This window comes from Naumannella huperziae, assembly GCF_054073625.1.
This window is the reverse complement of sequence record NZ_JBSXPH010000001.1, coordinates 344,196-363,872: the sequence shown is the minus strand read 5'-3', so window position 1 is coordinate 363,872 and position 19,677 is coordinate 344,196. Positions and strand designations below refer to the sequence as shown.

Genomic DNA, 19,677 nt, shown 5'->3' with positions numbered 1-19,677 from the left:
CCGTGTCCGGACCCACGCGCCGCTGGGTCGGCACCTCGTGGAAGATGACCAAGTCCCGGGCGGAGGCCGAGGCCTGGGCCCGGCGGGTCGGCCCGGTCGAGCCGCCAGTCGGGGTGGTCCCCTTCGTGATGCCGGGCTTCACGATGCTCGACCTGGTTCGCGACGCCCTGGGGACCGGTACCGCGGTACGCCTCGGCGCCCAGAACGGGCACTGGGCCGATGCCGGTCCGTGGACCGGTGAGGTCGCGATGCCCATGCTTGTCGAGGCGGGCGTGTCGATGGTCGAGATCGGCCACGCCGAGCGCCGGGCATGGTTCGGCGAGACCGATCACACGGTGGCGTTGAAGGTGACGAGTGCGCAGCGGCACGGCCTGATCCCGGTGATCTGCGTGGGCGAGCCCGCCGAGGTGCGCGCGGCGGGCCGGTCGACCGATTTCGTCATCGACCAGATCGCCGCGGCCCTCGCCGATGCGCCCACACCGGCCGAGGCGGTGATCGCCTATGAGCCGGTGTGGGCCATCGGTGCCGAGGGCCGGAGGCCGGAACCGGGCGAGCTGGTCGACGTGTTCGATGCCGTGGCACGCCGGTGGCCGGTCGGCGAGGCGATCGCCGGCGTGCTCTACGGAGGCTCGGTCGACGTCGACAATGCCGCCGAACTCCTCGGCGTACCCGGCTGCGACGGACTGTTCGTCGGTCGAGGCGCGGCGCGTGCCGAGGACTTCGAACGGCTTGTCGAGATCGCCGGCCGGGCCTAGCGATCGAGGTCGGCGACCGCCTCGTCGATCAGGTCGGCGATCTCGCTCGGGTGGGAGGCGAGGGAGGCGTGGCTGGCGTCCAGCTCGATCGTCTTCCGCGGGCCCATCCGCTCGGCCATCCGGCGTTCGTTGTCCGGGTTGATCATGCGGTCGGCGGTCGAGACCTGGTACCAGCTCGGCTTGTACTTCCAGGCCGGATCGGTGATCGGGTCGCCGAAGGTCGAGGCCAACGGCGCCTTCTGCGTCACGGCCATCACGAGCTGCTGGTCGGCGGGCAGGTCCTGGGCGAAGCTCTCCCCGAACTTGTCGGCCTTCACCCACAGGTAGCCGTCGGAATCCGGCTCCAGGTTGGGGAAGGCCTCCGGCGGTGCCTGCTCGCTGATCGCGCCCGGGCTCTCGCCGGCATCCGGCGCGAAGGCCGCCACATAGACCAGCCCGACGACATTGTCCTCATTGCCGGCCTCGGTGATCACTGCGCCGCCGTAGGAGTGTCCGACGAGCAGCACCGGGCCGTCCACCTGCTTGATCATCTTGCGGGTACGCTCCGCGTCGTCGGCCAGCGACGTGAGTGGATTCTCCACCGCCTTGATCGAGTCGTAGCCACGCTTGTCCAGCTCGGTGATCACGCCGGCCCAGTGGGCCGCGCCACCCCAGAAGCCGTGTACCAGGATCACGGTCGGTTTCGCCATGGTCGGGTTCCTTCCCTCGAACGGGCGCCGCGGACCCGCGACGCGCAATCACGCTACTGCGCCGAACCCGGCCCCGCACTGGGGGGATCCCCAGTCCTGGCCGCCGGTCACTCCGGCGCGGGACGCTTGCGGTTCTCGCGACGCAACTGTCGCTTGGCCTCGACGAAATTGCGGACCGAGGTCGACGACAGTGCCAGCAGCGCGAGGATCGCGAACGACAGCGTGCTGAGGTCACCGAAGCTCAACGACCGGCCGGGCTGGCCGAAGCCCATCGCCGGCCCGGCGAAGGCGATCGCGATGATCAAACCGCTGAGCAGCAACAGCGTGATCGTGCGGGTCCACACCACCCCGGCCGCGGTGGCAATCGCCAGCACGGTGAGCAGGGCCACGACCAGGACGACGAAGCCGATCGACACCGCGCGAGCGACGCCGGCCTCCGATTCGCCCAGTTCGGGGACGTCGGCGAACAGGTCCGGCCGCAGCAGGTTGAGCACCGTCGTGGCGGTCGGGAAGATGCTCATCAGCAGGATCAGGACGCAGCCGAGGATCAGCGAGGACGGGCGCCGCGGCTTCTTCGGCACCGGCTGCGATCCGGAGGTCGGCACGACGGACACGTCGACGATCGGCAGGTCGCCGTCGGTCTGGATCACGTCGCCGCCGCCGTTGCGGCTGTGATAGCCCGTGGAGAAGTCCTCGATGATGCCGACCGGCACCTCCGGATGATGGTGCTCGATCGTGGACACGATGTAGTTGCGTTCGATGTCGATGTTCGCGTCGATCTTGTGGGTGACCTGCAACGTGAACAGGGAGAGGCCGACCGACCGGTCATAGGTGCCGGCGGCCAACCAGTCGGCCCGATGCCCACCGGGCAGCAGCCAGCCTTCCGGTGTCTTCCAGAACCGCACATGGTGGCGCTTGTGCGGATTCCCGTCGACCTCTTGCTGATAGGCGAAATCCTGCTGGTGGCCGAACAGGAACAGCGGGCTGACCGGGGCCTGCGGATAGGACCGCTTGAACAACGACGAGACGATCATCTTCCATGCGGTACGCGCGGTGATCGGCTGCGCCAGCGTCCAGCCGGAGTCCTCCATCACCTGGTGCAACTGTTTCTCACGGCCGAGGAAGCCGAGATTGACCGGGTCGCCGAGCAGGCCGTCGCTGGTCCGGGTCCGCCCGATGAAGTAGTCCGGCACATAGATCCAGGTCAGCACCCGGTGCAGCCGCGGCAGCGCGAGGTAGGCGAGCACGCCCCAGAACGGGATCCAGTACCACAGGCGGTCGACGTTCAACCCGTCGGCCGCCAGGATCCAGGCCAGATACAGCGAGGCGATGCCGGCGAGGACGAAGAAGCCGATGTCCAGCATCGTGGAGAAGTAGCGCGGGCGTACCTGGTCGGAGGTGACCTTGGTCGGCGGGTGCTGGTAGACCGGCAGTTCCTTGTGCGGAGGTGCCTTTGGCAGCGGCGGGTGCGGCTGGCGCTGCGCCTGCTGCGGGGCCGGCTCTCCGATCACCATCGTCCCATCATGGCCGATCGGCCCCGGACCGACCACCGCGCGAGCCGGCTCAGCTCAGAACGGCCACTGGAGGCGTTGCCACGCGGCGTCCCAGAACATCCACTCATAGCGCGCGGCCATCGCGAAGTGCCGCTCGCAGGCAGCGAACTCTGCAGGGCTGACCTGCAGGGTGTCGGTGAGCGCGAGCACCTGGTCCACGACGGCGTCGAACTCGTCCCCGCCGTAGGTCGCGATCCAGCGCGCATACAGCTCGTCGGGGCTGCCGTCGCGGACCAGCACCCGGCCGACCTCGCGATAGATCCAGTAACACGGCAGGACGGCGGCCACGCCCTCGGCGAACGATCCGCTCGCGGTGGTCGCGAGTAGGTAGGACATGTACGCCGTGGTGGTCGGGCCGGGGCCTATCCGGTCGAGATCGGCGGGGGTCAGCCCGAGGTCACCGAGCAGGCTCTCGTGCAGGGCCCGCTCGACGTCGATCGCCTCGGCCGAGTGCAGCGCGAACATCCGCACCGCATCCTCGGTGGGAGCCCGGGCGGACAGCGTCGACAGCGCGCGCGAGTAGGCCCGCAGATAGTGGGCATCCTGCACGATGTAGTGGGCGAACTGTTCGCGCGGCAGGCTGCCGTCGGCCAGCCCGATGAGGAACGGATGCTGCAGGATCCGCGCGTAGGCGTGCTCGCCCGAGCGCCACAGCCGCGCGCTCAGCGGCTCGGCCGAGCTCACTGCGCGGGGGTGGCGTAGCGCCCGGTGAGCGTACCCCGGCCGAGGACGTGTCCGAGCATCTTGAAGTGCACCACCGCCGGCGACGCCGAGGCATCGACGCCGAGGTCGTCGGTGTCCAGCGCGTTGACCGCAAAGATGTAGCGGTGGGGCCGGTCGCCGGGCGGCGGGGCGGCGCCGGCGAAACTGTCGCTGCCGGCGTCATTGCGTACCGCGAAGGCCCCGTCCGGCAGCGCCCCGCCCTCGGGCAGTTCGGTGACGGTTGCGGGTACGCCGACCACGGTCCAGTGCCAGAACCCGCTCGGGGTCGGGGCATCGGGATCGAAGCAACTGACCACATACGACGCCGTTCCCTCGGGCGCGCCGGACCAGGCCAGTTGCGGCGCAACACTGCCGCCCGCGGCGGTCTGCTCGGCGGCGAGGGTGTCGCCGTCGGCGAAGGTCGAGCTGGTTACCTCGAAGGCGGGGACCTGCGGCAGCAGCTCGTAGGGATCCGGTGCGGTCGGTCGTTCGAGATTCATGACCCCGACGATAACGACCGGGTCAGCGCTCCTTGACGTCGGTTCCAGGTACGCCGGTGTCCTCGACGTACTGCGTGTGCAGGCGGACCGGCTCGGGCTGCTGGTTGCGGCGCTTCTCCTGCCGGGACCGGTAGATCAGGTTGAGCACCTCCACGGCGATGGCGAAGGCGATCGGGCCGTAGATCATTGCCTTCTCGACATGGACGTTGAAGCCCTCGGCGAGCAGGGTGGCGCCGATCAGCACCAAGAAGGTGAGCGCCAGCATCTTCACCGTCGGGTGCTTGTTGACGAAGGCGCTGATCGGGCCGGAGAAGATCATCATCAGGCCGATCGACAACACGACCGCGGCGATCATCACCGGCAGGTTGTTGGTCATGCCGACGGCCGTGATCACCGAATCCAGGGAGAAGACCATGTCGACCAGCACGATCTGCACCAGCACGGCGCCGAAGGACGACGTCTTGCCCTTGCCGGCATCGCGCTCGCCGTCGTGGCCCTCGAGCTTGTGGTGGATCTCGGTGACGGCCTTGTAGATCAGGAATGCGCCGCCGGCTATCAGGATCAGGTCTCGGCCGCTGAACTGCAACGCCTCCCAGGTGCCGATCGAGAACAGCGGTTGGGTCAGGCTGACGATCCAGGCCGCGAAGAACAGCAGGATGATCCGCAGCACCATCGCCAGCGCGAGCCCGATGATCCGGGCGCGGGTGCGCTGCTCGGCCGGAAGTCGGCCGGCCAGGATCGAGATGAAGATGACGTTGTCGATGCCGAGGACGAGTTCGAGGACGAACAGCGTCAGGAACACGACGATCAGGTCGGGGGTGAATTCCACAGGCGAATCCTGCCCGAAATCGGGTCCAGGCCCAAGCGATAGGGCGATATCGCGGGTACGCCGCTGCGCCCGGGGTCGGGTTGCCGATGGCGGCCGGCGGGCCCGTGGTCGGGGTGCCCGCAGACCCCGAGCGGATGGTGAGCCCGGGGTCTGCGCGGCACGGTTGGCACATGATGAACCTACTGATCACCGCCGGCAGCATTCTCGGAGTCGCGATCATCGCGCTGATGGCCGTCGTGCCCGGCATCGCGAGCATCGACCGGCGCTGACCCGCGTGCCGGGCGGCGGCTCGGGCGGGCAGAATGAGCGCATGTCGGGTGTGCTGGACCACGTGGTGGTACGCAGCCCGGGCCCGCTGCCGCTGGCCTTCTTCTGGGCGCGGCTGCTGGGCGGACGGATCGCCGAGCCCGCTGCCGATCGCGCGATGGTGCTGGCACCCGGCGGTCAGCGGCTGGCCTTCGAGTCCGGCCCCGGAGCCTCCTCGCGCCTGGCTCTTCGCGTACCGTCCGTCGAGCGGGGCGCGGATCATGTGCTGCGGCTCGGCGGCCACCTGATCGGCGAGGGGGTGGCCGATCCGGACGGCAACGAGATCGCGCTCCTGGTCGACCCGACGGTCGAACTGCCGGGGCCCGATGCCCCGAGGTTTCGCCGCTATGTCGCGATCGGGGACTCCAGCACGGAGGGTCTCGTCGATGGCGACGGCACGGGCGGTTGGCGCGGCTGGGCGGACCGGTTCGCCGCCCACCTGGCGAGCAACGGTTCGCCCGGACTGGAGTACGCCAATCTCGCCGTCAGCGGGCTGCGGCTGGCCGACATCCGGGCACGGCAGTTCGACGCGGCACTTGCGCTGCGCCCCGATGTGATGACGATCGTGGGCGGGATCAACGATGTGATCGGCCTGCGACCCGATTTCGGCGCCATCGCCGACGACCTGAACGACATGTTCGCGCGCTCCCGGGCCGCCGGCATCCGCGTGCTGACCTTCACCAATCCGGACCTGGCCCGCGCCAACCCGCTCGCCACCGTGGTCCGCGAGCGGTTGCTGGCGCTGAACCGGATCGTCCGGGAGGCCGCCTTGTTGCACGACGTCTCCATGATCGACTTCGAGTATGTCGCGATGGCATCGGATCCCCGCCTGTGGGGCGAGGACCGGTTGCACATCAACACCCTCGGCCACACGCTGGTCGGGGCGGCGCTCGCCTGGCTGGTCGGGCTGCCGGGCAGCGACCGGGACTGGGCGACGGACCTGGACCTGCGACTGGCCGCGCATCCCCGGCCCCGGATCGGTGATCATCTGCACTGGACGATGCGGCACCTCGGCCCCTGGGTGGTCTCGGGGATCCGCGGCCCGCAGTATCGGCAGGGGCGCGAGCCGAAGCGGCCCGATCCGGTGCCGGTGAACCTGGAGCGGGAGCGGCACGCGACCTAGCGGCCGGGCTCGGTGAGGCGCACGCAACTCGGGCACGGAATGCCGGGCGGGCGAGGAAGCCGGGGCAGCGCGCGACTGGTGTGCCACTCGATCGGGCGCGTCGGGCACCTGACCCCGCGGCGCCGCGGTTCGGCCGCGGGTGCGGTGACTTGAGTGGAACCTGACGCGCAAAAGCCCCCGCACCCGAGGTGGGTGCGGGGGCTTTTGTCGTTGCAGGTCAGCCCCGGCGACGCCGGGTCAGCAGACCGGCTCCGGCGAGCGCGGCCAGCGCCGCGGCGCCGACGGCCAGCGGGCCGACCTGGCCACCGGTGTCAGCCAGCGGCGTGTTCGGGCTGCTCGGCGTGTCAGGACCGGTCGGCGTGTCGGGCGTGTCGCTCGGCGCCGGAGGCTGCGGCACACAGGGCGATTCCGACGGGCCGGGACCCTGGCTCGGCGAGCCACTCGGGCCGGTCGGCGGGACGCACGGGGTCTCCGACGGGCTCGGGGTGGGCGTCTCCGACGGGGTGGGAGAAGGCGTCGCCGTCTCCGACGGGGTCGGGGTGGGGGTCTCCGACGGGGTCGGGGTGGGGGTCTCCGACGGGGTGGGGGTAGGCGTCTCCGACGGGGTGGGGGTCTCCGACGGGGTGGGGGTAGGCGTCTCCGACGGGGTCGGCGTCTCCGACGGGGTCGGGGTGGGGGTCTCCGACGGGCTGGGGGTAGGCGTCTCCGACGGGGTCGGCGTCGGCGGGAGGTCGCCGGAGCCGTCGCCGCCGGCGTCGACCTTGCGTACCCGCGTGGTGACCTCGACGTCATCGATGCCGGCGGTGTTGCTGAACTCGGTGCCGACCGGGACGCCGGTCGAGTCCATCCGATACTGGATCAGGTAGGTTGCGCCGGCCAGTCCGGCGTTGGCGAAGGTCACCGTGAAGCTGTTGTCGGGGCCCTCGGTGAGGACGTAGTCGACGTTGGGCTCGAGGCTACGACCACCGGCCTCCCAGTCGGGACCGCTCTCGTTCCAGGCGCCTTCGGGGAACTCCGCGACGTTGAACTCGTCGGGCAGGAACTTGAGCCGCGAGTCATATTGGTCGGTCACCCGGGTCCCGGCCTGGATGTAGCTGGCGGGCACGGCGATCCGGTACTCGACGAGGTCACCGTTCTCCAGGACCTGCCAGCCGGCCTTCTGCGGCTCGGTCGGTCGCGGCCAGGGCTCGCCGATCACACCGCCGCTGCCCGGCAGTTGGATGGTGACCTCGTGATCACCGGACGTCCACACCGTCTCCGAACCGTCGTAGGCCTTGGTCGCCCGCGCGGTGAACCACAAGGTGCCCTCGACATTGTCGTGGCTCTCGACGAAATCGGTCAGGGTGCAGACGATCTCCTTCGGGGTCGCGGCGCAATTGCCGACCGTTTGCCCGTCCGCCGTCTTCAGCGGGAAATCCTTGGCGAAGAGTTGGATCTCCGGGCCGCCCTCGGGGATCGTCAAGCGGAAGGTGTCCCCGGCCTTGGCCGTGCTGTCCACCGCCCAGTTGGCTCGAACGTCGAAGTTCTCCCACTGGCGAAGTGGTCCGTCGAACCCGCTGGTCCGCTCGGTCGTCACCTGCGTGATGGCGCCGGAGATCTCGTCGGCCTTGGCGGTGCCGGGGCTCGTCAGGACGAGCGCGCCCAGCGCGAGCAGAGCTGTGGTGAGTGCGGCCAAAACAGCGCGCACGGAAGACCGTGTCTTCATCAATATCCCCCGATATCGAGTTTCTCGATTGTGATCCCACACCCGGCGTCAAAGCGCGGGGCGTGCAGACCCTCGGCACCATACACAAGTCAGTGGCGCTGCGCGAACGCATCTGGGGAAAAAGTGACCGCCCGCGTCGCCTGTCACCCGCGGCGTCGGCGCAGCAGCCCGGCTCCGGCGGCCGCGTCGCATGCATTCACCGTGGGCCCGGCAACCCGAGAGTTCCCGGCCGCCTGTCGATCAGGATCGGGGTACGCCCGATGTCGGCGTCGGGCTCGCGCCCGGCCGGGAAGTCGGGCAGTGGCGCCGCGAACTCGGTCTCCAGCCAGCTCTCGTGCACCCGATACCGCTCGGATTCGGCGAAGGCGGGCTGGTCGAGCACGGCGCGATGGAACGACAACACGGTGGGTACGCCGGCCACATCGAACTCGCCGAGCGCACGCCGGGCCCGGGCCAGCGCGGCCGGCCGATCCGGGCCCCAGACGGTCAGCGTGGCGAGCAGCGGGTCGAACCCGCCGGGGACGGCCGACCCGGCCTCGATCCCGGAGTCGAGCCGGACGCCGGGCCCGCCGGCCGGCGCCACCCCCCGGACGACACCGGCGGCGGGGAGGAACCCTCGTCCCGGGTCCTCGGCGCTGATCCGGAAGGCGATGGCGTGCCCGCGCGGTCGCTGCTCGGCCAGTGCGGGGTCGAGCCGCGCTCCGGAGCCCACCCGCAATCCGGCCACGACCAGATCGATGTCCGTGGTCTCCTCGGTCGCGGCGTGCGCCGGCGTCAGCCGGAAGCTGACGTCGAGCAGGGACGGCGTACCGTCCGCGTCCAGCCGGAACGCGACGCTCGCCCCGTTGATCAAACCCGGGCCGCTCAGGCCCCGGCCGACCGGGCCGCGGGCGGTGTACGCCGCGACGGCGGCGGCCCGCAGCTCGCGCTCCAGCTCCGCGCCGAGCGCGGGAGCCGGCGCCTCGTCGATCAGCGACCCGCCGCGACGCTGCACCGAAGCGTCCCGGGTGCCGAGCGCGACGACCGTGCCGTAGGCGTCGGCGAGCACGGGCACCTCGATCCGGCGCGACCGCGGCGATCCGCGGCCGGGCGTCGGTGCGCGGTCGACGAACTCCGGGGGGCGGCCGAGCCAGGTGAACCCCGCGGCCCGCACGGCGCGGGCGAAGTCCGCGCTGTCGGCCAGGCCGCCCGACCCCGGATGCACGGCATCGGCGCGTGCGGCACCTGCCGCGGCGATGATCCCGTCCCCGGACAGGTAGCTCCGGGCGGGGGTCGCGCCCGGCACGGCGTACGCCTCGTCGGCGAGCCGGACGTGCCGGGCGTCGAAGTCGGCATCGGCGTACACCGCGATCGAGGTGAGACCGGAGTCGGCGCAGGCGCGAGCGATCCGGGCCGCGATCGGGCCCCGGTCGGCGATCAGGACTCGTCGCACCCGATCATCCTTCCCGGTCGGACAGCCGGAACCGCAGCTCGGTCCCCGGTGGCGCCTGGCCGAGCGCGCCCAGCGCGGTGGAGTCGACGACCGCGATCACCGGGTATCCGCCGGTGATCGGGTGGTCGGCGAGGAACAGGATCGGCTCGCCCGACGGGGGCACCTGCAGCGATCCGGTGGCCACGCCCTCGCTCGGCAGCTCGCGTTGCTCGGTACGCACGAGCGGGCGTCCGCCGCCGAGCCGGAGCCCGACTCGGTCGGAGCGCTCGGTCACCAGCCACGGCTCGGTGACCAGCCGCTGCACGGAATCGGCGTCGAACCAGTCGTCGCGCGGGCCGAGCATGATCGGCACCTCGAGCGATCCCGAGGGCTCGTCCGGCCACGGCACCGGGTCGCCGACCGCGCGGGCCGGGGGCACGATGTCTCGCAGACCCAGTACCTGCCCGGCGCGCAGCGGAGGCGGGCCGATCCCGCCCAGGGTGTCGGTGGAACGGCTGCCCAGCACGGCATCGACGGCGAATCCGCCGCGCGCGGCGAGCATCGCCCGGACACCGCCGGCCGGAACGCCCAGCGCCAGCTCGTCGCCGTCGTCCAGCGCCAACGGGCGTTGATCATCGACGACGACCTGTTCGCCGCCCGACCGGGTGATGATCACACCGACGCGGGCCCCGGTGACGGCGACGACGCAGCGACCGCGCGCCCGCAACGTCAACGCGCCGTAGGGAATCTCCAGGATCGCCTCGTCGGGGACGTTCCCGACCAGTCCGTTCGCCAGTCGCATCGCCCGGATGTCCAACGCGCCGGAAACGGCGACGCCCATCGCCAGGTTGCCCGGCCGTCCCGCATCCTGCAGCGTGCTCTGCAACCCGGGGATGATCACCTCGAGGCCCCGGTCATGATCGGGTTCGGCGGCCGGATCCGGAGCCGGGGCTGTCGTCGCGAGCTGCGCGACCGCCCGGAAGCGGACCCGGGTGCCGGGTGCGAGCAGCGCCGGCGGGTCGCGGTCGGCCTCCCACATGGTGGCCGCGGTACGCCCGATCAATTGCCAGCCGCCCGGGCTCTCCCGCGGGTAGACGCCGGAGAAACGGCCGGCGAGTCCGACCGAGCCGGCGGGGATGCGGGTCCGCGGCGAGGACCGGCGCGGGACGTCGAAGATCGGGTCTCCGCCGGCCAGGTAGGCGAATCCCGGCGCGAAACCGGCGAAGGCCGCCACCCATTCGCCGCCGGTGTGCCGGGCGATCAAGTCGTCACGAGTCAGACCGAGCAGCCCGGCGACCTCGTCGAGATCCTCGCCGTCGTAGACGACATCGATCTCGATCGGCGGGCCGTCGCCGGCCGGCCGCGGCTCATCCGACAGTGCGGCCAGCTCGGTGATCAACTCGGCGCGAGTGATCACCTCGGGACAGAAATCGATCATGATGGTCCGGGCCGCGGGCAGCGGCTCGCCCAGCCCCGGGATGGGATCGACGCGCTGGCGTTGCCGGAGGCTCGCGAGCAGCCCGAGGGTGTGTTCGAGGTCGACCAGCTCGACCAGTACGGCCCGGTCCCCGGCGGACAGGTGGCGCCGCTCGCTCATCGGCCGACGAACGGCCGCACCGAGATATCGTCCGTGAGCAGTCGATCGCGGACCGCGCGGGCCATCTCGACCGCGCCCGCGCTGTCGCCGTGCACGCAGATCGAATCGGCGCGCAGCCGCACCGGCGTACCCTCCACGGAGATCAACTCGCCCTCCGCGACCAGCCGCGCCATCCGCTCGGCCACCTCCGCCGGATCGTGCAACACCGCGTCGGGCTCGCGGCGCGAGACCAGCGTGCCGTCGGCGTGGTACGCACGGTCGGCGAAGGCCTCGCTCGCCGTCGTCAGTCCCGCCTCCTCGGCGATCCGCAGCACGACGCTGCCGGCCAGTCCGAGCAGCACCAGCGAGTCGTCGGCCTCGCGGATCGCCGCGACCGCGTCGCGCGCCTGTCGCTCGTCGACCGCGATGGTGTTGTAGAGCGCGCCGTGCGGTTTCACATAGCTCACCCGCCCGCCCGCCGCGCCGGCCAGCGCGGACAGCGCACCGATCTGGTAGATGATCTCCGGGACCAGGTCCTCGCTCGCCACATCCATCGCGCGGCGGCCGAAACCCGCCAGATCGCGATAGGCGACATGTGCGCCGATCGCGACGTCGTTGTCGACGGCGATCCGGCAGGTCTTCGCCATCACGCGCGGGTCGCCGGCATGGAAGCCGCAGGCGATGTTGGCGCTGGAGACGATGCCGAGGACGGCCTCGTCGTCGCCGAGGTTCCATCGGCCGAAGCCCTCGCCGATGTCGCTGTTCAGATCGATCGCGGTCATCGGACCTCCTGCTGCAGGGGCGGTTCGAGGTAGGCGGAGTCGGGGGTGTCGGTGATCAGCATGTGACCGGGGGAGTGGGTGATCGCGAACGCCGGGCGGCTGGCCAGCACCGCCGCCTGCGGCGTCACCCCGCAGCCCCAGAACACCGGAACGTCCCCGGGCTCGAGGATCGGGGCATCGCCGAAATCGGGATGATCCAGGTCGGCGATGCCGAGCGCCCCCGGGTCGCCGACATGCATCGGGGCGCCGTGCACCGCCGGATAGCGGCCGCTGATCGCGATCGCGTCATCGACCCGATCGGCCGGGATGCCGCGCAGCGAAACCACCAGCGGGCCGTGGAACCGGCCGGCCGGTCTGCAGGGCACGGTCGTCGCATACATCGGCACGTTCCGGCCCGCGGTGATGTGTCGGACGGGTACGCCGGCCGCCAGCAGCGCGAACTCGAAGGTGAACGAGCAGCCGATCAGGAAAGCGACAAGATCATCGCGTTCCGACCACGCCGCGCTGGCGTCGCCCATCTCGGCCACCAGCTCGCCGTCGCGCCAGATCCGATAGCCGGGCAGGTCGGTGCGCAGGTCGAGATCATCACCCGCCAGGGCGCTGGTCACGGCCCCGGGCGCGGTCTCGTCGAGCAGCGGGCACGGCCGGGGATTGGCCCGGGCGAAGGCGCGGAAGTCATCGGCCTGGTCCGCGGGCAGGGCGATCAGGTTGGCCTGGGCGTACCCGCGGGCGATGCCGGCGGTCGGTGCGACCAGGCCGGCGCGGTACGCCGACCGGGCGCGGGCCGGAGTGCTGTCGGCGTCGGGAATGATCACGATCCCGACACCATGGCGAAGATCGGGCCGATCGACACCGCGCCCATGTAGTAGCTCAGGGCCGTGGCCGCGGTGCCGACGACCAGCAGCCACCGGGGATAGCGGTAGTCGCCGAGCAGGCCGGGCCGGAACCAGCCGATGATCATGAAGATGGTCAGGCCGATCGGCAGCACCAGGCCGTTGAATCCGCCGACGAAGACGAGGATCGCCGCGGGGGCCGCGCCCCAGAGCAGGAACAGCACCAGCGAGACCGCGATGAAGCCGATCGTGATGAAGCTGCGGGTGCGCTGGGTGAGCCGGTCGCTGAATGCGGAGAAGAACGAGCTCGAGGTGTACGCGGCGCCGATCACCGACGAGATTGCCGCCGCCCAGAACACCACGCCGAAGACCTTGAAACCGACCTCGCCGGCGGCGGCCTGGAAGGCCTGTGCGCCGGGATTGCCCGAGGTGTCGAGCACGACGCCGCTGGCCACCACGCCGAGGATGGCCAGGAAGAGCACGTAGCGCATCACGCCGGTGACCAGGATGCCGTTGACGGCCGCCCGGTTCACCTCCTTGACGTGCTCGGGGCCGGTGGTGCCGGAGTCGAGCAGCTTGTGCGCGCCGGAGTAGGTGATGTAGCCGCCGACGGTGCCGCCGACGATGGTGGTGATCGCGGCGAAGTTGAGCGTATCCGGCAGCACCGTCTGGCGCAGGGCGTCGGCGACGGGTGGGCCCGAGACCACGGCGACATAGACCGTCAGCGCGATCATCACCAGCCCGAGCACGATCAGCACCCGATCGACCGCGGCCAACGCGCGCCGGGAGAGGAAGATCGCGATCGCGATGGCGGCGCTGATCGCACCGCCGATCTTGGGGTCGAGCCCGAACAGCACCTTCAGGCCCAGGCCTGCGCCGGCGATGTTGCCGATGTTGAAGGCCAGGCCGCCGATGATGATCAACACGGCGAGCAGGTACCCCGACCCGGGGATCGCCCGGTTCGCCAGTTGCGGTGCGAACATCCCGGACACGGTGACCATTCGCCAGACGTTCAACTGGATCGCGAAGTCGATCAGGATCGACAACAAGATGCCAAAGGCGAACGCTGCGCCGAGCTGGGCGGTGAAGGTGGCCGTCTGGGTGATGAAGCCGGGTCCGATGGCGCTGGTCGCCATCATGAAGATCGCCCCGATCAGCGAGATCCGGCGGGCCGATGCGAAGGACTTCGCCTGTTCGGCGGTGGATTCCTCACCAGTGGCTGCCATCGCGCACGCTCCTCGGGCCCGGGCGGCGCAACGCGCCGACGAATGGGCGTCACCCTAGAAGTTGTTGAACAAAATGACCAGATCGTTGAGGAAACTGGCCGGATCCGGCCGCGGCCGCCCCTACGATGAGTCGGTGCGGACCAATGACGCGCCGAGCCGGGTGCCCGGTGCGCGACTAGATCTGGCCGAGCGCACCGCCGCCGAGCTGCGTTCGATGATCATCGATGGTGCGCTCGCGCCGGGCCAGCAGTTGCACGAGGCGGCGCTCGCCCAGAGCCTGGGGGTCTCGCGCAACTCGCTGCGGGAGGCGTACCGGATCGGAATCCACGACGGCCTGCTGGAGCGGCACAACCATCGCGGCGTCTTCGTCCGGGTGCCGAGCCTCGCCTCGCTGCTCGACATCTACCGGGTGCGGCGGATGATCGAGGAACAGGCGGTACGCCATGCCGTGCCCCGGCACCCCGCGCTCGGCGCCGTCCGCGAGGCGGTCGCCGCCGCGCAGGAGCATCGCCGCGCGGGCCGCTGGCGCCAGGTCGGGTCGATGAACATGGCCTTCCACGCGGGCCTGGTCGCCCTGGCCGACAGCGAGCGGCTCGACCAGTGGTTCGCGCGCCTGGCCGCTGAGCTGCGGCTGGCGTTTCGCACGATTGCCGATGCCGAGTACCTGCACGCGCCCTTCGTGGACGCCAATGCATCGATTGCCGCGCTGCTCGCCGAGGGGCGGATGGCCGAGGCGGCCGATGCCCTCGATGCCTACTTCACCCGCTCCGAGCGGACATTGGTCGCGGCCTACGCCCGAGGCTGATCGGCCGGTCAGGCGAGCAGGGTCTCGCCGAGCCAGCCGCCCTCGTTGACCCCGGGCAGCACGGCCCACAGGCCGGAGCCGGTGTGGCGCAGGTACTCCTGCAGTGCATCCCGGCTCGCCAGCCGGGTCTGCATCGGGATGAAGTGGGTCCGCGGGTCGGTCACGAAGGCGAGGAAGAACAGCCCGGCATCGAGTCGGCCGAGCCGCGTGCTGCCGTCCACGAAGTTGTAGCCGCGGCGCAGCAACTGCACGCCGTCATTGGCATCGGGGTGGGCGAGCGCGACATGGCTTCGCGGATCGATCAGCGGGAGCCCGCCGCGACCCGCGGCCGCGAAGTCCGGCGCCGCGAATTCGTCGCCGCCGCTGAGCGGTGCCCCTTCGGCCTTGCTGCGGCCGATCACCCGCTCCTGTTCGGCGAGCGAGGTCCGGTCCCAGGTCTCGATCGTCATGTTGATCCGGCGCGCCACGAGGTAGCTGCCGCCGACCAGCCAGTCCTCCCGGGGATCGCGGCCGGCGGGCACCCAGACGTGCCGGTCGAGCAGGTCGGGCTCCTCTGCCTTCAGGTTGGCGGTGCCGTCCTTGAAGCCGAACATGTTCCGCGGGGTCGGCTGCGCCGTCGACGTGGAGGAGGTACGCCCGAAGCCGAGCTGGCTCCAGCGTACCGACACCGTGCCCATGCCGATCCGGGCGAGATTGCGGATCGCGTGCACGGCGACCTGCGGGTCGTCCGCGCAGGCCTGGACGCACAGCTCGCCGTCGGAGCGATCGGGATCGAGGGCGTCGCCGGGAAACGCGGGCAGCGGCGTCAGCGCCTCCGGTCGCCGCTGTCCCAGGCCGAACCGGTCGAACAGCGCCGGTCCGACGCCGAAGGTCAGCGTCAGGCCCGACGGGGGCAGGCCGATGGCCTCGCCGGTGTCATCCGGCGGGGCCTGGTAGGAACCACCGGTCGGGCCCTGTTCGCCGGCTGCCAGGCCCTGGGTGAGCCGGGCGGCCGCGGTGGTCCAGGCGCGCAGCAGCCGCGCCAGCTTGGCCCGGTCGTCGGTCAGCACGTCGAAGGCGGCGAAGTGCAGTCGATCCTGGGCGGGCGTGGCGATGCCCGCCTGGTGGGCGCCGTGGAACGGATACGTCCGGGCAAGCGGGTCGGGCGGCGGCTCGGCGGTGCGACCGAGCGCCAGGCCGCCCGCCAGGCCGGCGGCGCCCACGGCCGCAGCGCCCCCGGCGGCGCCGATCAGGCCGCGCCGCGACAGGGTCATGCCGGTGCGCCCGTCGTGCTCGATGTCATGTCGTCCCCGGGTCAGGACAAGACGGCCGCGGTCAGCCGGGAGAGCGGCTCGCCGAGCGCATTGACCCGGTCGGAGAGGGCCTTGATGTCGTCCTCGGTGAGCTTGTCGTAGCTCTTCCAGCCGTCCCCGCTGCGGTGGGAGTCCAGCTCGGCCTGGGTGGCGGCGAACTCTTCTTCCAAGGTGGCGTCCAGATCGGGATCCTTCTTCTGCAGGATCGGCCGCAGCCCCTGCCAGGCGATCCGCGCGCCCTCGAGATTGCCCTGGAAGTCCCACAGGTCGGTGCGCGACCAGTACTCCTCCTCGCCGGTGACCTTGCCCGAGGCCACCTCCTCCATCAGCCCGGTCGCACCGTTGCCGATCTGGTCGGTGCTGAAGGTCAGGTCGCGGGTGCGGTTGTAGAGGTCCTCGGTGTTGGCGACCAGGTCGTCGGCGTACCGCTTGCGCTCCTGCGTGGTCAGCGCGGTGTAGTTCTCGGCCCGCTGCGGCCACAGGTCCTTCTCCATCACGTGCCAGCCGGTCCACTCCTCGCCTGGCTGCAGGTCGGCCTCGCGCGCGTCCATCTTCGGGTCGAGGTCGCCGAAGGACTCCGCGACCGGCTCGATCCGCTCCCAGTGCATCCGGGCGCGGGGGTAGAGCCGGCGGGCCTCGTCGTCGGAGCCCGCGGTGTAGGCCTCGGCGAAGGCGCGGGTCTGTGCGAGAAGCTGCTCGGTCTGGTCCTTGACGTAGGAGCCGTACTGCTGGTCGGCCTGCTCGGCGAGCTGCTGATCATCGGCCGAGACCGCCGGTTGATCATCGGACGGCGCGACCGAGAACGGGTTGCGGATGCCGTCGCCGATCATGCCCGGCTTGCAGGCGGTGAAGTAGTCGCCGGCCGGCGCGTTGACGACCAGGTCACGGGACAGGCCGGGCCCGATGTTCTCCACCTCGCCGAGGATCCGCAACCCGTCGGATCCGAGCAGGTAGAACTCGGTCACCTGGCTGCCGCCGTTGGTCACCGAGAAGGTCAGGGTGCCGGCCGGTGCGCCGCCGCCGGAGACCGTGCAGGCGTCGTCGGTGGACTGCACGGTCAGCGCGCGCGGATCGCCCGGCGCGGCGCCGGAGGTGTTGTCGGTGCAGCCGGCGAGCGCGACGGCGAGAGCCGCGACGAGGCAGGCAGCTCCCGCGCAGCGGTGGGACTTGATCATGCAGGTTCTCCGGTAGGGACGGGCGCGGCCGCGGCGGAGGTACGCCGAAGCGCGCGCAGGAACAGGAAACCGACGATGAGCAGATAGGCCCACCAGGCGGCGAACTCCAGCCAGGTCGTGGCGGGAGAGAAGTTGAAGATGCCCTTCAGCAGCGTGCCGTACCACGATGCCGGCGGGATGATCGCGCTGACGTCGAAGGCCAGCGAGTGCAGGCCGGGCAGGATGCCTGCCTCCTGCAGATCGTGCACCCCGTAGGCCAGCACGCCCGCGGCGACGATGATCAGGAACGCCCCGGTGATCGCGAAGAACTTGCCGAGGTCGATTCGCAGGGCGCCTGAGTAGAACAAGAAGCCGAGCACGATTGCGGTGGCGATGCCGAGCACGGCGCCGAGCAGCGGGATCGCGCCGCTGCCGCCAGTGGCGCCCTGGGTCGCCGCCCACAGGATCAACGCGGTCTCCAGCCCCTCGCGACCGACCGCCAACATCGCGATCACCACGAGCGACCAGCCGCCGCCGGACCGGTCGACCTTCTCGCGCAGCACCCGCCCGAGCGACTTGGCAGCGGTGGCCATCCACAAGATCATCCAGGTGACGAAGCCGACCGCGATGATCGACAGGGCGCCGCCGATGGCCTCCTGGGCCTCGAAGGTCAGGCCGCGCGGGCCAAAGGTCAGTACGGCGCCGAAGGCGAGCGAGATGACGACGGCGATGCCCACGCCGAGCCAGATCCGGGACAGCAGTTCGCGCCGGCCGGTCTTGACCAGGTAGGCGATCAGGATGCTGACGATCAGGCAGGCCTCCAGGCCCTCGCGCAGACCGATCAGGTAGTTGGCGAGCATGAACCGCTTTCTAGGTTAAGGACAACCTAACCTAAACCGGAATCCGCGCCGCTGTCGAGTTGGCCAGCGCGTCAGCTCGGGATCGCGCGGCGGGCGACCAGCTCCTGCTTGGCGAACAGACCGGTCGCGCGCGTCTCCCAGCCGTCGACCGCGGCACCGACCCCGCCGCCGAGCACCGGCACCCGCTTGGTGAACATCAGCGCCGCCTGCTTGCCCGTCACCCGGGTGCTCAGGTGGCCGACGACGAGCGTGGCGATCTTGCGGTCGAGGCGCGGGTCGAAGACCGGGGCGGTCGCAACGATCATCGGGCGCCGAGGGATCGACTCCTCGGCCCGCTCCAGGCTGTCGGCACCGAGCAGACACATCAGCAGCGCCGTGCGTACCTGTCCCTTCTCCAGGTCGTACCCACGCAGGTGCGCGACACCGGCAACCATTCGCGTCTGCAGCACGGCAAGGCCGGTGAGATTGGTCGGGATGGAGATCGGCAGGGTCAGCATGCCGCCGACATTGGTGGCGAAGCCCTGGGCGCCGGCGAGCGCGACGTGCTGGGAGATCACCCCGTCGATCGCGCCCTCGGCCTGGCCGACCCGCTCGAGGTGGCGGCCGGCGGCGGTGCGCGCCCCCGGGAGCACGCCGATGCCGTCGATCGCCAGTTCGAGGACGCGCCGCAGCGCTCCTCCGGCGACCTCGGTGGTCCGCTCGGCGGTCAGGTTCTGCGCGAGCGTGCGGCCCACTGATGCCATGTCTCCTCCTGGCTCTGCGCGAGGGGTTCGGTGGTCAGCTTACGCGCGGCGACGGCACACCCGGCCGGCGCGCGACCCGGGGCGGACCCTGAGGTCCGGGCGTGTCGGAGCGGGTACGCACAATGGTCTGGTGGGCGTCTTTCTGCACCCGAGCTCCTGGCCCGACCAGGATCTCGTCTCCTTCTCCACCGGCCTCGACGAGTCGCTGGTCGTGGAGGGCTATGCCACGGGCGCCTTTCCGATGCCGCTCGGCGGGGTGGGTCCGCACGACGGCGAGCCGTTGATCGCCTGGTACTCGCCCGTCCGCCGCGGCATCCTGCCGCTGGACGGGATGCGGGTCACCCGCTCCTTGCGCAAGAGCGCGAAGCGGTACGCCATCACCACCGACACCGCCTTCGAGCAGGTGCTGGACGGCTGCGCCGACGAGCGCCGCGAGGGGGGCTGGATCGACGACGACATCCGGCGGACCTACCGCGCCCTGTTCCGGCGCGGGCTGGCGCACTCGGTCGAGGCCTGGGGGCCGGGCGGCCGGCTGGTCGGGGGGCTGTACGGCGTCGGGCTCGGCGGCCTGTTCGCCGGCGAGTCGATGTTCCACGACCCCGAGCACGGCCGGGACGCATCGAAGGCAGCGCTGCTGGCGCTGGTCGGGATCCTCGGCGGCGACGGCCGGCCCCGGTTGCTCGACGTGCAATGGCGTACCGATCACCTGGGCAGCCTCGGGGTGATCGAGATCCCCCGGGCGGAGTATCTGCAGCGGCTGGCCGTCGCCCTCGAACTGCCGGCCCCCGCCTGGCCCTGACGGCGACCCCGGCCGGGGATCGCGCCGACTAGCA

The 19,677-nt window shown here is 71.0% G+C and carries 19 protein-coding genes; 4 read left to right on the top strand and 15 right to left on the bottom strand.

Features of this window, described 5'->3' with window-relative positions; translation table 11 throughout:
* The first annotated feature begins 2 nt into the window (after nt 1-2).
* Nucleotides 3-755, top strand: a complete 753-nt coding sequence (locus ACXDC7_RS01750; RefSeq protein WP_218843802.1) for a triose-phosphate isomerase — start codon at nt 3-5, stop codon at nt 753-755.
* Here the strand turns inward: ACXDC7_RS01750 and ACXDC7_RS01745 are convergent.
* The 5 genes from ACXDC7_RS01745 to ACXDC7_RS01725 form a co-directional block, all read right to left on the bottom strand.
* Complete coding sequence (locus ACXDC7_RS01745; protein WP_179445107.1) at nt 752-1,444, bottom strand: alpha/beta hydrolase; 693 nt, start codon at nt 1,442-1,444, stop codon at nt 752-754. The two genes, ACXDC7_RS01750 and ACXDC7_RS01745, sit on opposite strands and share 4 nt — an antisense overlap.
* A gap of 107 nt (nt 1,445-1,551) precedes the next feature.
* Nucleotides 1,552-2,958, bottom strand: coding sequence for an LssY C-terminal domain-containing protein (locus ACXDC7_RS01740; RefSeq protein ID WP_246292591.1), 1,407 nt, complete (start codon nt 2,956-2,958; stop codon nt 1,552-1,554).
* A 54-nt stretch (nt 2,959-3,012) separates the two neighbouring features.
* The gene (gene tenA / locus ACXDC7_RS01735; protein ID WP_459220972.1) at nt 3,013-3,681 is read right to left on the bottom strand and encodes a thiaminase II; all 669 of its coding nucleotides are present in this window, start codon (nt 3,679-3,681) and stop codon (nt 3,013-3,015) included.
* Nucleotides 3,678-4,199 (bottom strand): YbhB/YbcL family Raf kinase inhibitor-like protein, encoded by a 522-nt coding sequence (locus ACXDC7_RS01730; protein WP_179445109.1) that lies wholly within the window; start codon nt 4,197-4,199, stop codon nt 3,678-3,680. Before ACXDC7_RS01730 ends, tenA begins: the two co-directional genes overlap by 4 nt.
* A 22-nt stretch (nt 4,200-4,221) precedes the next feature.
* A complete protein-coding gene (locus ACXDC7_RS01725) occupies nt 4,222-5,028 on the bottom strand; it encodes a TerC family protein (RefSeq protein WP_179445110.1) in 807 nt (268 codons plus the stop codon).
* 310 nt (nt 5,029-5,338) lie between these two features.
* Here ACXDC7_RS01725 and ACXDC7_RS01720 point away from each other — a divergent pair, with 310 nt between their 5' ends.
* Nucleotides 5,339-6,457 (top strand): GDSL-type esterase/lipase family protein, encoded by a 1,119-nt coding sequence (locus tag ACXDC7_RS01720; RefSeq protein ID WP_179445111.1) that lies wholly within the window; start codon nt 5,339-5,341, stop codon nt 6,455-6,457.
* A gap of 217 nt (nt 6,458-6,674) precedes the next feature.
* Here the strand turns inward: ACXDC7_RS01720 and ACXDC7_RS01715 are convergent, their stop codons facing one another.
* The 6 genes from ACXDC7_RS01715 to ACXDC7_RS01690 all read right to left on the bottom strand — a co-directional run bounded on the left by ACXDC7_RS01715 (nt 6,675) and on the right by ACXDC7_RS01690 (nt 13,990).
* Entirely contained in the window at nt 6,675-8,144 is a 1,470-nt protein-coding gene (locus ACXDC7_RS01715) for an Ig-like domain-containing protein (RefSeq protein ID WP_459220971.1), read from the bottom strand.
* 214 nt (nt 8,145-8,358) lie between these two features.
* The gene (locus ACXDC7_RS01710; protein ID WP_459220970.1) at nt 8,359-9,594 is read right to left on the bottom strand and encodes a biotin carboxylase N-terminal domain-containing protein; all 1,236 of its coding nucleotides are present in this window, start codon (nt 9,592-9,594) and stop codon (nt 8,359-8,361) included.
* A gap of 4 nt (nt 9,595-9,598) precedes the next feature.
* Entirely contained in the window at nt 9,599-11,170 is a 1,572-nt protein-coding gene (locus tag ACXDC7_RS01705; RefSeq protein WP_459220969.1) for a 5-oxoprolinase subunit B/C family protein, read from the bottom strand.
* On the bottom strand, nt 11,167-11,931 hold the full coding sequence (locus ACXDC7_RS01700; protein WP_459220968.1) for a LamB/YcsF family protein: 765 nt from the start codon (nt 11,929-11,931) through the stop codon (nt 11,167-11,169). The genes ACXDC7_RS01705 and ACXDC7_RS01700 overlap by 4 nt, the downstream gene beginning before the upstream one ends.
* Nucleotides 11,928-12,746, bottom strand: coding sequence for a putative hydro-lyase (locus ACXDC7_RS01695; protein ID WP_459220967.1), 819 nt, complete (start codon nt 12,744-12,746; stop codon nt 11,928-11,930). Before ACXDC7_RS01695 ends, ACXDC7_RS01700 begins: the two co-directional genes overlap by 4 nt.
* Complete coding sequence (locus tag ACXDC7_RS01690) at nt 12,743-13,990, bottom strand: NRAMP family divalent metal transporter (RefSeq protein ID WP_179445116.1); 1,248 nt, start codon at nt 13,988-13,990, stop codon at nt 12,743-12,745. Before ACXDC7_RS01690 ends, ACXDC7_RS01695 begins: the two co-directional genes overlap by 4 nt.
* Nucleotides 13,991-14,123: 133 nt before the next feature.
* Between ACXDC7_RS01690 and ACXDC7_RS01685 the strand changes: the two genes are divergently transcribed.
* Complete coding sequence (locus ACXDC7_RS01685; RefSeq protein ID WP_343045913.1) at nt 14,124-14,795, top strand: GntR family transcriptional regulator; 672 nt, start codon at nt 14,124-14,126, stop codon at nt 14,793-14,795.
* 8 nt (nt 14,796-14,803) lie between these two features.
* On the opposite strand, the gene efeB is transcribed toward ACXDC7_RS01685, so the two are convergent.
* The 4 genes from efeB to ACXDC7_RS01665 form a co-directional block, all read right to left on the bottom strand.
* On the bottom strand, nt 14,804-16,048 hold the full coding sequence (efeB, locus tag ACXDC7_RS01680; protein WP_459220966.1) for an iron uptake transporter deferrochelatase/peroxidase subunit: 1,245 nt from the start codon (nt 16,046-16,048) through the stop codon (nt 14,804-14,806).
* Nucleotides 16,049-16,089: 41 nt separating this feature from the next.
* Nucleotides 16,090-17,262: an iron uptake system protein EfeO gene (efeO, locus tag ACXDC7_RS01675; RefSeq protein WP_459220965.1), complete on the bottom strand. Its 1,173-nt coding sequence runs from the start codon at nt 17,260-17,262 to the stop codon at nt 16,090-16,092.
* On the bottom strand, nt 17,259-18,101 hold the full coding sequence (gene efeU / locus ACXDC7_RS01670; protein WP_179445120.1) for an iron uptake transporter permease EfeU: 843 nt from the start codon (nt 18,099-18,101) through the stop codon (nt 17,259-17,261). Before efeU ends, efeO begins: the two co-directional genes overlap by 4 nt.
* A gap of 71 nt (nt 18,102-18,172) precedes the next feature.
* Nucleotides 18,173-18,844: an EcsC family protein gene (locus ACXDC7_RS01665; RefSeq protein WP_459220964.1), complete on the bottom strand. Its 672-nt coding sequence runs from the start codon at nt 18,842-18,844 to the stop codon at nt 18,173-18,175.
* Between the two features lie 130 nt (nt 18,845-18,974).
* On the opposite strand from ACXDC7_RS01665, the gene aat reads away from it, so the two are divergent.
* Nucleotides 18,975-19,643 (top strand): leucyl/phenylalanyl-tRNA--protein transferase, encoded by a 669-nt coding sequence (gene aat, locus ACXDC7_RS01660; protein WP_459220963.1) that lies wholly within the window; start codon nt 18,975-18,977, stop codon nt 19,641-19,643.
* Nucleotides 19,644-19,677: the final 34 nt, after the last annotated feature.